Annotated in this window: 12 protein-coding genes; 11 read left to right on the forward strand and 1 reads right to left on the reverse strand. The window is 45.6% G+C overall.

Annotated elements, in window-relative coordinates:
* Positions 1-42: 42 nt before the first annotated feature.
* From H6626_06845 to aroC, 10 genes are all read left to right on the forward strand, one after another.
* Positions 43-1,041 (forward strand): putative zinc-binding metallopeptidase, encoded by a 999-nt coding sequence (locus H6626_06845; protein ID USN48800.1) that lies wholly within the window; start codon positions 43-45, stop codon positions 1,039-1,041.
* A gap of 8 nt (positions 1,042-1,049) precedes the next feature.
* Positions 1,050-2,057 carry an ATP-grasp domain-containing protein gene (locus H6626_06850; GenBank protein USN48801.1) on the forward strand — a complete coding sequence of 336 codons (1,008 nt, stop codon included), beginning with the start codon at positions 1,050-1,052 and terminating at the stop codon, positions 2,055-2,057.
* A gap of 280 nt (positions 2,058-2,337) precedes the next feature.
* Positions 2,338-3,177 (forward strand): acyltransferase, encoded by an 840-nt coding sequence (locus H6626_06855; protein ID USN48802.1) that lies wholly within the window; start codon positions 2,338-2,340, stop codon positions 3,175-3,177.
* Between the two features lie 181 nt (positions 3,178-3,358).
* Positions 3,359-4,432 carry a hypothetical protein gene (locus H6626_06860; protein USN48803.1) on the forward strand — a complete coding sequence of 358 codons (1,074 nt, stop codon included), beginning with the start codon at positions 3,359-3,361 and terminating at the stop codon, positions 4,430-4,432.
* Between the two features lie 276 nt (positions 4,433-4,708).
* The gene (locus H6626_06865; GenBank protein ID USN48804.1) at positions 4,709-5,062 is read left to right on the forward strand and encodes a hypothetical protein; all 354 of its coding nucleotides are present in this window, start codon (positions 4,709-4,711) and stop codon (positions 5,060-5,062) included.
* 193 nt (positions 5,063-5,255) lie between these two features.
* Entirely contained in the window at positions 5,256-6,419 is a 1,164-nt protein-coding gene (gene pheA, locus H6626_06870) for a chorismate mutase (protein USN48805.1), read from the forward strand.
* Positions 6,373-7,422: a 3-deoxy-7-phosphoheptulonate synthase gene (aroF, locus tag H6626_06875; protein ID USN48806.1), complete on the forward strand. Its 1,050-nt coding sequence runs from the start codon at positions 6,373-6,375 to the stop codon at positions 7,420-7,422. The genes pheA and aroF overlap by 47 nt, the downstream gene beginning before the upstream one ends.
* Before the next feature lie 15 nt (positions 7,423-7,437).
* Entirely contained in the window at positions 7,438-8,487 is a 1,050-nt protein-coding gene (locus H6626_06880; GenBank protein ID USN48807.1) for a 3-dehydroquinate synthase, read from the forward strand.
* On the forward strand, positions 8,484-9,689 hold the full coding sequence (locus H6626_06885) for a 3-phosphoshikimate 1-carboxyvinyltransferase (GenBank protein ID USN48808.1): 1,206 nt from the start codon (positions 8,484-8,486) through the stop codon (positions 9,687-9,689). The genes H6626_06880 and H6626_06885 overlap by 4 nt, the downstream gene beginning before the upstream one ends.
* Position 9,690: 1 nt before the next feature.
* Positions 9,691-10,746, forward strand: coding sequence for a chorismate synthase (gene aroC, locus H6626_06890; protein USN48809.1), 1,056 nt, complete (start codon positions 9,691-9,693; stop codon positions 10,744-10,746).
* Between the two features lie 93 nt (positions 10,747-10,839).
* Here aroC and H6626_06895 read toward each other — a convergent pair whose 3' ends face one another.
* Positions 10,840-12,741, reverse strand: coding sequence for a hypothetical protein (locus H6626_06895; GenBank protein ID USN48810.1), 1,902 nt, complete (start codon positions 12,739-12,741; stop codon positions 10,840-10,842).
* A gap of 655 nt (positions 12,742-13,396) precedes the next feature.
* Between H6626_06895 and H6626_06900 the strand changes: the two genes are divergently transcribed.
* Complete coding sequence (locus H6626_06900; GenBank protein USN48811.1) at positions 13,397-14,992, forward strand: hypothetical protein; 1,596 nt, start codon at positions 13,397-13,399, stop codon at positions 14,990-14,992.
* Positions 14,993-14,995 lie beyond the last annotated feature (3 nt).

The following is a 14,995-nucleotide window of genomic DNA, read 5'->3' on the forward strand; positions in this document are numbered from 1 at the left end:
CCTTCCGTCATGAGATCTTTTCGCGGAACCAATGGGGAGGGGTTGCCTCTCGCAAATTCAGACTTGCTGAATCTCAGATTCAAAGACCTGGGTCTTAATCTCAGCCATAGCCCCATGTTGAAGTGGATCAACGATGTGGAAAAAGAACTCTCGGTTCATGGGCTTCATTTTAAACCTCACTACTGGATTGCAGATGAGTGGTTTGTGGCCGACGGTATTGCAGGTGTGGCCATTCCGTTTTACCTCTTTCATCCTGCACTCACTCGTCTACACAAGTCTCAAGGATACGAAGTCGAGGGTTGTACAGAAATTCAGTTTAAAAAACTTTTACGACACGAGCTGGGTCACGCCATTGATAATGCCTTTGGCCTTCGCCGATCAAAAAAACGACAACGTCTATTTGGCCTGACATCCACGCACTACCCCACATCTTATCATCCAAAGCTTCACTCACGGCATTATGTTCGACACCTAAACAGTGGCTATGCGCAAGCTCACCCCGACGAAGACTGGGCTGAAACATTTGCTGTTTGGCTAAATCCTCGTTCGAACTGGAAGGAACGCTATAAAAATTGGCCGGCGCTCAAAAAACTTCAACTTGTTGATGAACTCATGCATTCCCTTCGAGGTTTAAAAGTCAAACGCCGGGACCAAAACACAGTAGGTGATGTTTCTCACAGCAACAAAAGACTCAAAGAATTTTACCAGCTACAGAAGAGTCAAAAATCAATAAATCAGTGTGGGTATCTGAAAAAACTTGTCCCGCAGGTCTTTGTCTCGACCACTTCCCGCGACGAAAATGTCCAAACCCTGAAGTTTTTAAAATCCCACCGCAGATCCCTTTGCCAAAGTGTGGCTCGACGAACGGGCTATCACCAGTACCAAATTGATTTTATTTTGAAGGATCTCATTACAACCTGCCAGTCGCAAAATCTTCGCTTGCCCTACCCCCAGAAGCAGTCAAAAATATTGGTCGTGGGGGCTCTTAGCAAATGGGTGCCGCGAGTCATTGAACGCGGGCACCCCTCTGTTCCCATGTAAGGGAGTTTATGCGAATCTTGCTACTGCTTCACTCAGACCTAGTTCCTCCGGAAAAGGTTAAGGATGAAAGCACTGTAGATTGGAACAACACACCCTGGACCACCGAGTATGATGTCTATCAGGCATTGCGTCGACTTGGTCACAATGTTCAGGTTCTGGGCGTTTATGAAGACCTAAAGGTCATTCGTGAGACTTTACAAGAATTTCGTCCCTCGATAATTTTTAATTTACTTGAAGAGTTTAAGGGCGAGGCCATTTTTGACCAAAATGTCGTCAGCTATCTTGAACTTCTTGGATTTCCCTACACGGGATGCAATCCCAAGGGACTCATATTGGCTCGAGACAAAGCCTTGTCTAAAAAAATTCTTAGCTTCCACAAAATAAACTCTCCTAAATTTCAGGTATTGCCAAAAAACCAAAAGAAAAAAGCAATTACCATTAAGGATTTTCCAGTCATAGTGAAGTGCCTGAATGAAGAAGCGTCTTTGGGACTGTCGCAGGCGTCCGTGGTCAGTAGTTCTAAAAAAGTGAGAGAGCGGGCTGAGTTCATCCATGATAAATTCAATACTGACGCCATAGCTGAGGAATTTATTGAAGGTCGCGAATTTTTTGTGGGTGTATTTGGCAACTATCGCCTTACAGTGCTGCCCCCTTGGGAACTCTACTTTTTAGATTCGGATACTCCAAAGAAAGAGTTCTATTCTACTCAGGCCAAATACAATGAAAAATACCGACAACGAAAAGGCATTGGCACTGGACCGGCAAAAATTGAAAACGCGCTGGCCCTGGAGCTTCAAAAAGTGGCTCGCAGAACATACAAAGCTTTAGGATTGAGTGGCTACGCCAGAATCGACCTGCGCGTCAGTGAATCTGGTAAGATCTATGTGTTAGAAGCCAACCCCAACCCTGATATCGCAAAAAACGATGACTTTGCCGCCAGCGCCCAGGCCTTTGGTCTAAAATATGATAATCTAATTCAAAAAATTCTGCTTCTCGGCAAAAAGTGGTCCCCCTAAGGTACCTGCTTCCTTTTGTGGCGACACTGCGTCAGGCGAGCCGCCCACCCCCATACCCGCGCATCGCCGCCGGCCCGAATGGCCGCATGTCGTCTTCGGATTGCGTCACTGCGTGCCGCAACCCGGATACGCCATGCACATCGGGAGTGCGTCGATACGCGGGTATGGGGGTGGGCGGCTCGCCTGACGCAGTGTCGCCACAAAAGGAAGCAGGTACCTTAGGCAAATAAAAATTGAACCGGGTACCTAAAGTTTTTAGGTCATTGGTCGATAAGATTGTATGGACCCTAAGGATAGCGACAATTTAAAAAATCACAAAAGACGAGAAGACCTCGATTCTGTCACCACAGATTTAAAGGGGTACAAAGGCGTTTTTGAACTACTGCTTCGGCGATTTCGAGGCCTCTTGCACCTAGCGATGATGTTGCCTCTTTATATGGTGGGCAGTGCTTGCCTTGGCCTTGCTGCTACTCCTGGAGTGATGTTCTTTTCTTGGGCCCACCGTTTTTCAGCCCATTGGGGACCTTTTTTAAAATACCCATGGTTGGGGTTTAGTCTTGCCGCTAGTTACTTTATCTATGGCCTAACACTCATTACCGTCATTCCCCTTTTGAATCGACTGACTGTGGGGTCTCTGAAGGCCTGGCGCGGTCCCTATTATTCGGCAGCCTCTTTTAAGTGGTATCTGCACAACGCTTTCACCTATCTGGTGCGCTATACGTTTTTAGAATTTGTAACTCCCTCGCCGCTCAATATTTTTTATTTTCGACAAATGGGGATGAAGATTGGCTATGGCACCCAGATCAACTCCGCTCATATCTCAGACCCTTCGCTGATCTCAATTGGAAATAAAGTGACCATCGGTGGGTCGGCTACCATTGTGGCCCACTATGGTGCTGGTGGATTTTTAGTGATCGCACCTACAATCATTGGCGACAAGGCCACCATTGGCCTTCGCGCCACTATCATGGGTGGCGTAGAAATTGGTAACAACGCCAAAGTTCTCCCTAACTCTGTGGTTCTTCCTAAAACAAAAATACCTGATGGTGAGATTTGGGGAGGCGTTCCGGCAGTCCCCCTCGACAAAAAAAGCCTCACCCATTTACGAAATTCGGCCTGAGGCGTCAGCTACAGCATTCATTATGACCACCGTGCATTCGTACCTGTAGGTTTTTAATTGCCACTGGTTTACTAAAGCGGCCATAGGTAAGGCCACCTTAATAACTTTTGTCTAGTTCCTCTGACGAAGATCGCTCCCCGATTCAAGAAGGTTTAAACTTAACCTATGCGGGAGGTTCCCTGTGAAATTTGTAATTTTATTTTTTGTGCTGCTATCCACATCACCCTCATTGGCGTCAGAGGCTCAAGAACAACGAGTCGTTAAACGCTACTATCAAATGCGACAAAAACCGTTGTCGTTCTTGAAACTCTACTCGATCTCGCAGCCCAAAGAAGATATTGAAAAGTTTCGACACGTCATTAAGACTTTTAAGATCAAAGAGCTTCCTCTGATTTCTTGGGATGGCGAAGAATACATCCTACAAGAAAGTCAAAGTGCCCCAAAAAACAAGCTACGCCCCATAGATGTCGCTAGTGGTCGTTGGCAATGGAATGGGAAAACCCTTGATATCTCTCAATCACAAACGGGATGGCAACAATACCAGACCATCTTGAAAGTCATTTCTCAGCCCCAAATGGAAGTTCGAAGCCCCTTTCAAATTTTTCCCGCCGCCTACGCCGATGTGTCCGATGCTGTTGAGGCCGCCCTCAAAGATAGTCAGGGAAGGCAAGCTAAATTTGGCAATCTCCTTAATGCCCTCGGCGTGCAAACTGTCTCTAAAGTTGCAAAAGATGAAAATACTCGATTTTTGGCTTCCACAGTGGATGGGGTGGCTCGCATAGAGTGCGCTTCTCAAACGGGCGTCACCGACGTCAACAAAGACTTAAAAGTGCTATTTGCAAAAATGGATTTAGAACAAGGAACACCCGAAGAAGTGATTGTGTTTTCCCAAAAAGGCACTGAAACACGATTGTCAGATATTCTAATTCCAACAGATAACGGAGAGTATTTGAGCTTTAGCATTTCTTTTGATGAAAAAGAAATCGAATCGGTGCAGCGAGGTGAGTTGATTTTGGCTAACCCCGGCCCCTTCCAGTTTAAGAGCCGGTTCTTTTTAAGAGCCAACACCAACGCCTCCACACTTGACCCGCTATTTCATGGAGGAGCAAAGGCCGTCAAAGAAAAAAAATCAGCCTTGGATCAGATCGCCCGAATCAAATCCCAACTTCCGAAAATTCGAGAAATTCAAGCTAAATGCTGGGATGAAACAAAACTAAAATCCGGCAAAGGCTGGTGGCCATTCGGTGCGAAATAGAGGCAGCCAATCGTCTTCACGTGTTTCAAATTGAAACACGTTTTCGCCAAAAGTCTAAAATTCAAATCTCCTGACATTGACAACTCCAAGATCAAACCCAGGTTTGTGGTAACACAGCATGGGTTTCATGTTTTCATTTGAATTAACTAATTTAAATGGGAGGAATCAATGATGAAGTGCTTCTGTCGATTTAACTTGCCGCCGCCTGTGCGGCTCTAATGCAACCATTTTTTCTTTTAGAATTGCGAAACCATCCTCTCAAAAAGGAGGTACCAAATGGACACAGAAAAAAAATGGCTCAAGTTTCGAGGGTTTCACCCCTCAGACTTTACTCGCTGTTATTTAGGCGAAAAGCTGTCAATGCTTCATGCGGAGGCTCCGTATGGCTCGATCATGAACGCCGAGTTTGTGAGAAATGGCAAATCCGTCAGAGGTAAAATTTCGATTTCATCCAAAGCCGGCCAATTTATCGCTATAGCCTCGGGTAGAAAACTAAAAGAAGTGAATAACAAGCTTCTCACACAAATACGAAAGAAACTTGAAAAATGGAAGAAGCGCCGGTTCAGAAACGATCGGCTTTCACAGCCACTGGATATCTCATTTAACACAAAGCCAGATGCCGCCTCGTAGTTTCTTTCAGTTAGCAGTCTGGCCCCTTGCGGGGTCAGACCCCTTTTTACGAACCGCAAAACATGCAGCGCCCACAGCTAGACCACAGGCCAGGACTCAGTCCTCGAACCCTCTATGTTCATTTTGTAAACAATAATCTCACAACTACAGATGTTTAGATCTCCTTCCGATAAATACTTCAAGGGGCATCGGCATGGGTGATATCAAAATCTTAAGGCAACAGATTGATGACATTGACAAGCAGCTGCTTCGTCTACTCAACGAACGTGCCCAGCTCTCAATTCAAATCGGTACATTGAAAAACACTGAAGGCCACGCGATTTATGATGATGGCAGAGAGATGCAGATTTTAAACCGACTGCAAATGCTCAATAAAGGGCCACTGGAAAACTCTGACGTGGTTTCTGTTTTTCAATCAATCATGCAAGGCTCGCGAAAACTTCAAGAAAACTTGTCTTCAAAAAAAAGAGCGTCAAACCCTTTTCCGTTTCAGACAGTGGGAATATTCGGATGGGGAGTCATGGGAGCTTCCCTTGGCAAAGCCCTATTAAACTTTGACGCCAACATAAAAATCAAAGCGTTTGATCCGAACTTACGTCTTCATCACTCCAGCATCCTTGCGTGTGAGACCGCCGATGACCTACTCCACTGCGACCTCATTGTACTCGCTGCGCCCATTAGCGCTAACATTGAATTTCTTAAAAAACAGGGCGAAAAGATTGCATCGGAAACCTTGGTGATAGATCTCGGCAGCACCAAGGCCTCCACTTTGAATGCCTATAATTCTCTTTCTAAAAAATCTTTCTCTTTTGTTGGGGGGCATCCTTTGGCTGGATCGCCTGAATCGGGCGCCCCATTTTCGGACCCCTATTTGTTTAAAGAAAAGTATTTCATTCTGGTAAGCGAAAATGAGGCCGCCATCGATCTAGCACAAACGGTGGTTGAAGCTGTTCAGGCAAAACCGATCACGCTGAATGCTGAAGATCACGACCACATATTGGCACTCAGTAGCCATTGGCCCCACCTTTTAGCGCTGGCCCTATCTGGCGTGGCTGAAAAAAACCATCTGCTCGATCGGCCCCAACTGTTTCCAAAATCCTTTCGTCAGTTTCTTAAACTTGCGGCTTCAAACGAAGACATTTGGGTGGACATATTCTGCGACAACAGCTCCGAAATTTTGTCACTGGCCACTGAATTAGAACAACAAATTCGCACACTCACTGAAGCCATCAAAAATCAAGATCGTCACTATTTATTGAAAACATTTGCCCTATCAAAATACTTAAATAATCGTTTAGGAGAAAAAGACGATGATCATCGTACTAAAGAAAAAGACCGAACAAAAACAGTTGCATAAGGTTTTAGATAAAATAGCAGCATTGGGCTCTAACCCCCATGTGGTTGAAGGGCGCGATCAAATAACCATCAGCCTCATCGGGAATACTGAAAAAATCAGCTTGACTGATTTCGGCGGCCTTGAGGGCATTGAGTCTGTGGTGCGAATTTCAAAGCCTTACAAGTTGGCTGCCATCGAGGCTCGTGGACAGCGAACAGTGCTCGACGTGGGCGGATGCAAAATTGGCGATGGACATTTTGTCAGCATGGCTGGCCCCTGTTCCGTAGAAAGTCGAGAGCAAACATTACGAATTGCCAGAGAAGTAAAAAAATCCGGGGCCCAATTTTTGCGTGGCGGAGCATTTAAGCCAAGAAGTTCCCCCTATTCATTTCAAGGACTTGGCAAGGAAGGTCTAGATATTCTAAAAGAAGCCCGCGATGAAACTGGCCTTCTTGTCATATCTGAGGCCATGGATTCAGCCAACCTAAACATGGTCGCTGAGTATGTGGACATTGTACAAGTGGGCGCAAGAAACATGCAAAACTTCTCGTTTTTAAAAGATCTTGGTCAAATTAAGAAACCGGTGATGTTAAAGCGGGGTATGTCTGCAACCATTGAAGAATGGCTTATGGCGGCTGAATATATCATGGCCCAAGGCAACGACCAGGTCATACTCTGTGAACGCGGAATTCGTACATTTGACAACAAATTTGCACGAAACACTCTGGACCTCAATGCAGTTCCAGTGTTGCGACAACTCACTCACTTGCCAATTATTGTTGACCCCAGCCACGGCACGGGCCTCAGACATCTTGTAAGCCCAATGGCCTTGGCTTCGATGGCAGCTGGCGCTGATGGAGTTATCGTTGAAGTTCACGACCGCCCCCAAGAGGCTCTATCGGATGGTCCCCAGGCCCTTTTGCCCAGTGACTTTGAACTTCTCATGCGACAGTTTCGGCAGCTCTCTTCTGTCATGAACCTTGAAATGCCCACAAGTGATGACAAATACAACTCCGTGGCTTAATGAAGGCAGTTAACAATGCATAGATTTGTCCAAAGTCAGATTCACTATTTAAAGACACTTCCGGCCCCCTCTCAGGTGGCTGCCAATGGCCTTTTGATATTTGACCGGCAGATCTATCAGAAAAATCCAAAGGTTCGGTCTTGGATTGATAAATGGTCCTACAAATATGGCGTTAACGCCGGTGAAAGACTGAAAGACTTGGATTTTTTTGCAGAACATATGAAACAGATACTCAAGAAAATCGATGGCATTTCGCATAAAGATCTCACCATTGTCTGCATCGGCGGGGGTTCAGTGGGGGATTTTTCTGGCTTTGTGGCCAGCACGCTTAAAAGAGGCTTGCGTTTTATGCAGATCCCTTCCACGTGGCTGGCCGCCATTGACTCTTCCCATGGCGGGAAAACAGCTCTCAATGTGGGCCATGCAAAAAACCAAATTGGAACTTTCTATCCTGCGCAAGATATTTTTATTGTAGAATCCTTACTTTCGGCACAGCCAGCATCACTCACTGTCGATGGACTAGCTGAACTTACAAAAATTGCATTTCTTGATAGAAAACCATGGACCAAAACATTTTTATCAAGCTCCCTTAAAAATCAAAAGTTAATATTTCGTTTTCTAAAACCCGGTATTCAAGCCAAATGGGACGTGGTCAACAAAGATCCCTTCGAACAAACAGGACACCGGAGGATCTTGAATCTCGGCCACTCTTTGGGACATATTCTGGAGTTGCACCACGGTTTATCACACGGAAAATCTGTCGCCTTGGGACTGCATTTTTCTCTACTGTGGAGCCATAAGCTGGGTCTACTGAAAGATAGCGAATTCAACCGATTGAAAATGTTTTTAGACAAACAACTCCCCGTTGAAATGATTTTAAAACAACGAAAGTTGCCTCCCCTAAGTAAAGCTCAGTTTTTAAAGTTAGCCAGCAAAGATAAAAAAGCATCGTTGCATAAAAAGTTTTATTTTATTTTTTTAAAAAAGTTGGGCACCCCCTTTCAGCAAGAAGTTTCTTTACAAAAATTCTACCTGGAGGCTAAACGGCAAGGATGGGCCAAATGAAGAAGTTCTCCTATAAGGGAGTTATTCCTGCCTCAAAATCATTGATGAACCGCGCCCTCATTTGCGGTCGATATAAAGTAGGTATGGAAGTCCTCGGGCACTCCAATTGTGACGATGTCGCAAAAATGCGGCTCGGATTAGCTGGGCTGAGTGCGGGCCAACCCATGGACTGTGGCAGTGCGGGCACAACACTTCGTTTTTTAGCCTTGGCCGCATCAAGGGTTCCCGGCACTCACCGTCTTACCGGGAGCGATCGTTTGTTCTCAAGACCGCAGCGACAATTGATGGATGTCATTCAATTACTGGGTGTCAAGTCCTATTTAGATGGCGACACGACCCTTGTGATTGAAAGTTCTGGTTGGATCAATCCTCAAAAGCCCATTCATGTTGACCGCAGCGTTTCTAGTCAGTTTGCTTCAGGTCTTCTCATTAACGCTTGGAACTTGCCCTTTGAGCTAAAAATCGAATGGGGCCCGAACCTGGTCTCAGATGGTTATTGGAAAATGACGGTCGAGATGGTGCGCCAATTGGGCATGACGCTCACCGATTATCCACAAGGTCTAGTGGTTGGCAAAAACCAATCCATATCAGAAGATGCCATCAAGTATGTTGTTGAAAGCGACTTTTCATCGGCTTTCGCTGTGGCGGCCCTTGCTGTTGTGGGTGGAGAAGCTCAATTGGCTCAATTTCCCAATCCCAGTCTCCAACCCGACAAAGAGTTCATTGCCATTTTAAAGTCAATGAACGTCCCCATGAGTGAACAAGGGGCCACTTTCACGGTAGGCAAACAAACTCACTTAAAACCCGTTCGTTGGGATTTAGTAAATTGCCCAGATTTATTTCCGGTGTTGTCTGTGCTGTGCGCGTTAGCTGATGGCACTTCTGAGCTTTACGGCGCGCCTCACTTAGTTCATAAAGAATCAAATCGCCTAAGAAAATCAGCTGATTTGGTAGAGGCCATGGGTCGAACCGTTGAGGTGAAATCAGACGGTATGTTAATCCATGGGCGCACAGAAAGAGACTTCACTTTGAAACCCATGTTAAAATTCGACACCGATGAAGATCACCGCCTAGCATTTGCGGCAGCGGTGGCTCAATTAGCTGGCCTTCCTGTGGAAATTTTAAAACCCGATGTTGTAAACAAAAGTTTTCCTGAGTTTTGGGATATCTATCACTCGGGCCAAGACCCAGGGGGGAACTAATATGTCAGCCAGTAGTTGGGGATCTCGTTTTGTTGTGACGACGTTTGGTGAAAGCCATGGGATGGGCCTTGGTGCCGTTATTGATGGCTGCCCTGCGGGCGTTGTATTTGACCATGACTTGTTAACAAATAATCTCGCTCGACGTCGCCCTGGACAATCCCATGAAGGTGTAACTCTGGTGACGGATCGAAACGAACAAGATCAGCCCCAAGTTCTTAGCGGCGTGTTTGAGGGCAAGACCCTTGGTACCCCCATTGCGGTGGTGGTTCAAAATCAAGACCAAAGATCCGGCGATTATGAAAAAATAAAAAATTCGCCTCGCCCAGGTCATGCTGATGATGTTTGGAAAGGTAAGTTTCACCACTCCGATCACCGAGGTGGGGGCCGATCTTCAGGCCGAGAAACTCTTGCCCGTGTGATTGCTGGATCCATAGCTGAAATGCTTGTTAAACAGCTGAGTCCAAAAACCCAAGTGGTGGCATGGACCAGCCAGGTTGGCCCCGTAGCGTTGACCAAAGAAGAGATTCATAGCTCATTAAAGACTCAAAAAAATCCAAAAAACATAGACGCCTTTGCCGCACGCCTACCCCACCTTGAAAAATCAATTGAAGTTAAAGAGCTGCTGCTTGCAGCAAAAAAAGATGGAAAAAGCTACGGAGGCATTGCCGATATCTTTGTTATAAACCCACCACCTCACTTAGGGCAGCCGGTATTTCACAAACTCAAAAGCGACTTGGCAGGAGCCTACATGAGCATTGGGGCCACCCACGGTGTAGAGTTGGGGTACGGATTTTCTGCCAGTGACGCTGAAGGATCGCAGTTTCATGACCCCAAAAATGACGACACCCACCGCTACGGAGGCATTCGAGGTGGGATTAGCACGGGAGAACCCATCCACTTTCGAGTGGCCTTTAAACCCACAGCAACCGTCTTGCATCATGCTCAATCGGGCCGCCATGACCCTTGCATTATCCCAAGAGCCATACCCGTTTTAGAGGCCATGACGTATATGGTCCTAGCCGACCACATCTTATGGGCCCGGCAAGATCGGGTGTAGCCGAAATAATTTTCGCTGCCTGCGAGTATCTGGCTACACGTTAATAAGCCCAACCACCATGCCAATATTAACTAAAGTACTGAGCGTCACTTTTTAATTGTCACCTTCTGCCAGTTTTAAATTAATAACTACAATTGATTTCGCCGGCAACGACGTTTGAACTTTACTCGAATTTTCCGCCAAAGATACCACTTTCGCTGAACGAGATACTATTTTTCCTTTTTCATTTCCCCTAACGTAAGCTCTCACATCTGTAACACTTTCAACTTGGGCGTTAATATCGAAAGAACCCAACCTCGATTGATCATTTTTATTGATAACCACTATTCTTAGATCTCGCCCATTCTTCGAACTGGTCACCAATATCTCCAGGTCAATGTCACTTTTTACTGACGAGATCTTCTGTGTTACTAAGTGGACTCGGTCTAAAATATTCTGATTTACAAATGATAGTGCCCTATACGCATCGGTGTTCTCCAAGCCCGCCTCCGCAGGTGCAGAAACAAATAAAGGCAAATTACTTGCTGCGCCGTTAAGGGGGTGAAAATTAGCCATAAATACGCCGCCGTTAACGTAATTCATCAGCTGCTCACTTATAGCCAAAGAATGATCGAAGGTTCCACGGCCCCCGTCGTAAATGAATGGCCTGTCGCCCGCATTGCAAGTGTTCCACTCCGTAACAGCCACTGGAATATCTTGTGCGGATGAATACAAATTTCGAATCTTTTTAATGGGTTTTGAAATATCCTGCCGCTTTGAAAAATCAGGGACATACGTAGGATTTGCATTTCCACAACCATATCTGTTGTCATTGTAATCATGCAGAACAACATAGTCAAAGTTGCCACGACTATTATTAAATATATCCTGCCACCAAACTAAAGGCTCATCTACAGTTTCTTCCGCCAAAGCTACATCTTCTAAGTAGCCAGACTGAACAAAAGCAGTCCATCCTTTAGCCTTGGTTCTGAATTCTTCTGGCATATTCCATTTAAAGTATCGCGGCTCGATCATTTCGTTGAAAAAATGATATATTTCAAACACGCCTTTGTTTTTCAGCTGCCCACCCAAATAGTCGTCATGGTTTCTTAATCTATTTGGAATCAAAATCTTTCTAAACTCACGCCGACCTTTTTCAGTGTAGTTGTTCATGTACCCTCGCTGCAGTCCAGTGGGGCCTATAGCTCCGATATTTATATGAGGGTCTACTCGCTTCATAGCCCGCGAAAATCGGTTCAAAAGATAAGCGTAGTGAGTTGAAGCCAGAGGGTATCGAGTCACTTTTAAGTAGGATTCATTTCCAATCTCCCAATACTTAACTCTGTAGGAATCGGCTTTTTTACCTAAAATCCGATTAAATTCAATTGGATTAGACGCCTTCAATTTCACATAATAAGGATCCTTCAACAGCTTTTCCATGTAGCGTTTTCGCATTTTTCGGGGATACACAATATTTGTAAACCGAACCCACTCTTCAGCTCTTTGAATATACTCCTCAATCAATTGCTCTTGAGGTTTTCCGTTTATTCGATCTAAGTGCAAAAATGCACCCTCTAGGTTGACTACAATAGCTCCTTGAGCACGGGTTGCAGAAATCATTTGTAAAAACTCAGCCGTTTTCATTCGCGCTTTTCTCTGCTCATCCCGTTCGGCAGGATTCGTACTTTCTCCTGGAAATTCACTAGGGTCATCAAGGCCATTGGTGATCCAATTGTAATTGTCAGAGACCTCACCCCCTGGGAACCGGATGTACCCAACATTCATAGATCGAAGTCTTTTATAAAGACTATAGTCTTCTCTCATATCATCAGTGAGTTCATCAAACCGGGGGTTAATCGATAAAGTGGAAACTGCGTGTGCGCCCGTAATTGTCTTGGTGTTAATTGAAACCTCTGCAATCGAAGCATCGGCCAGCGCCGTCCTTGCCGGCAATACCGCCCCCATAAGAGCCATGAAAATGAAATTTAATTTTACTAAATGTCTAGATCCCCTCACAATGCCCCCCAAGTCTAAAATATGCAAACGGTGTACTCAAAATAGACGTATTCACACGTGCCCTAATTTACCCTATACAATAATTTACTGATTAGTGACTAAACTTTTTACAGATCTGTCTGGATAAAATATCCTTCGCTAGTCAGAAGACCAGTGGCCGGACCTATCCTGCCCACATCCAAATCTTCAGGTTCCTATTAAGCCATTCATATCTAATTGCTCGGATTCCCACCCAATATTTCGCTCTATCGTCATTTGTAGTCGAAAAATGAACTCTAACTGCTTTTTTTCGGAGTTTAGTAAATGGTTTGACGTATGAACAGCAAAATCGGCCTTATGAAAATACGCCATCAACTTCTCATGTCGGCTCGCGACTAAAATAAAACAAATTCTTTTGGGGATTAGGCTCCTCACTTTTCTTTCGAAATCACTTTAAATCTGCATCAATTTGAGAAATATGAAACGACATACGAACCCCCTGTTGTCGTTTGTGTTTTTTGGATGAAAACAGTTCTAATAACGATACTTGGGGTTAGTAACCTTTTATTCTCGCTTAACTCCGAGCAATAACCGGACATTCATTCTCAAACTCCGTAAAATACGCCATTGGAACCAAACCACTAAAGTTTTTCATGATTTTGCCGAAGAAACTTACATGATTAGACGTAGAATAATACTTTGTCTTATTTTGAGACTAGCGCTCATTGGGTTGGTTTCTGGCTGCCAACTGGCAGACAACCGCATAAAAGGTCAGTTTGCCAGAACGCTACCTCTAGCTGTGACACTGCAATTTTCAAGTGGCCTCAATGATAAAACATATCTTTCGTCTTTTACTGCTGAAGTGGAGTTCAACCAAGATGTCGATTCCGTTCAGGCCGAAGACTTTTCTGTTACAAATGGCCTCATCACCCACATCAGTGGTACCGGCCGGCAATATATTATTGAAATCACACCCTCTTCCTACGGCCCGGTGACCGTGTCCTATGTGGGCACAGGCAATCGTCTGCCAGCATCACCCGTGCCCCCTATAAACATTGAATTCACCCGCTACCCCTACCCGATTCGCACACTCACTTTGGGCATAATAAGCTCCACCGTTTCATCGGTGAGTGCCATACCCGGATCATCTGACCAAATAGTGGCGGGACATTATTCGGATTCGTTAGGTTCAGGAATTTACTTGAGACGAGAGTCTCTTGAAGGCGAAGTCGTTTGGGAAAAGGCCGTTGAAGCGTTGGCATTAGATATTCAAGTAATGTTTATAGAAGACGGAGTCATCTACACAGCGGGCGCGACAGCGGCTTTTACAGGATCTATCTTTGCGTATGATGTCGATACGGGTACACCACTATGGGGTCGAGCCATCGGGAACAGTGCGGGCGGCACACAAGACAACGCCACTGGCCTTATTCGGTTAGACAACGGCGAGTTTATGTATTTTGAGTATTCGCAAAACGTCACTATGGGAAATCGGGGCGGCACCGTGGTAAAAACAGATTCAAGCGGAGTAGTAATTTGGCACAAACGCTTTGATGGGGATACGGCCAATAGTTATATTTGGCATGCCACAAAAAGCCCCACAAATGAGGGCGTGGCCATTGGTGAAAGCCAGGGGCACTTGTGGTTTCTGAAAATCGACGATTCAGGCAGTGTCCTGCAAAACAAAATACTGACACCTAGCTCTGGCGGCCTGCTAGGTCTTGCCACGACAAACGCTGCAGGGGGCGGATATTTTGTCAGCGTAGGAACGGGCCTCCCTTTTGGAATTGTGAAACTCGACGAAACCGGTGAAGTGGTTTGGTCATGGGTTTCTAATGGGAGTTTTGGAGGAAGCCTTCGGAGCATCACCCAATTGGATAATGGCACCGTGGTCGCGGCAGGCACTGTTACCGGAGGACCTGGCTACGGACTCGTGATTGCGATTAGCCCCGCTGGCCAGTTTCTTTGGGGCAAAACCCTCAATCAGACAACCGTGATCGAAAGCGTGAAAGAAACCCAAAATGGGGCCCTTATCTTGGGGGCCACGAAAGGTATCGTGACCCAAATTAATATTGATGGTTCCCCCATCCAGTATGATTGCACCGAGTGGAGTGATTGGACCCCTAGCGAAGTGGCCATCACTTTCACAAGCTCCGCAGGTCCATCAGAAACCACATCAAATATCAACTCAAACTACTTAATAGACCAAGCCTCGATTCAATCCTTTGAAAAGACGCCTACCTACACGGACACAGTAACTTGTGAACCTTAGGCG

Source organism: Pseudobdellovibrionaceae bacterium (assembly GCA_023898385.1).
GTDB lineage: Bacteria > Bdellovibrionota > Bdellovibrionia > Bdellovibrionales > UBA1609.

Excerpts from the sequence above, each read along its gene's own strand:
- H6626_06900 (USN48811.1), top strand. The coding sequence starts at position 13,397 with ATGATTAGACGTAGAATAATACTTTGTCTTATTTTGAGACTAGCGCTC.
- H6626_06865 (USN48804.1), top strand. The coding sequence starts at position 4,709 with ATGGACACAGAAAAAAAATGGCTCAAGTTTCGAGGGTTTCACCCCTCA.
- pheA (USN48805.1), top strand. The coding sequence starts at position 5,256 with ATGGGTGATATCAAAATCTTAAGGCAACAGATTGATGACATTGACAAG.
- H6626_06855 (USN48802.1), top strand. The coding sequence starts at position 2,338 with ATGGACCCTAAGGATAGCGACAATTTAAAAAATCACAAAAGACGAGAA.
- aroC (USN48809.1), top strand. The coding sequence starts at position 9,691 with ATGTCAGCCAGTAGTTGGGGATCTCGTTTTGTTGTGACGACGTTTGGT.
- H6626_06885 (USN48808.1), top strand. The coding sequence starts at position 8,484 with ATGAAGAAGTTCTCCTATAAGGGAGTTATTCCTGCCTCAAAATCATTG.
- aroF (USN48806.1), top strand. The coding sequence starts at position 6,373 with ATGATCATCGTACTAAAGAAAAAGACCGAACAAAAACAGTTGCATAAG.
- H6626_06850 (USN48801.1), top strand. The coding sequence starts at position 1,050 with ATGCGAATCTTGCTACTGCTTCACTCAGACCTAGTTCCTCCGGAAAAG.
- H6626_06880 (USN48807.1), top strand. The coding sequence starts at position 7,438 with ATGCATAGATTTGTCCAAAGTCAGATTCACTATTTAAAGACACTTCCG.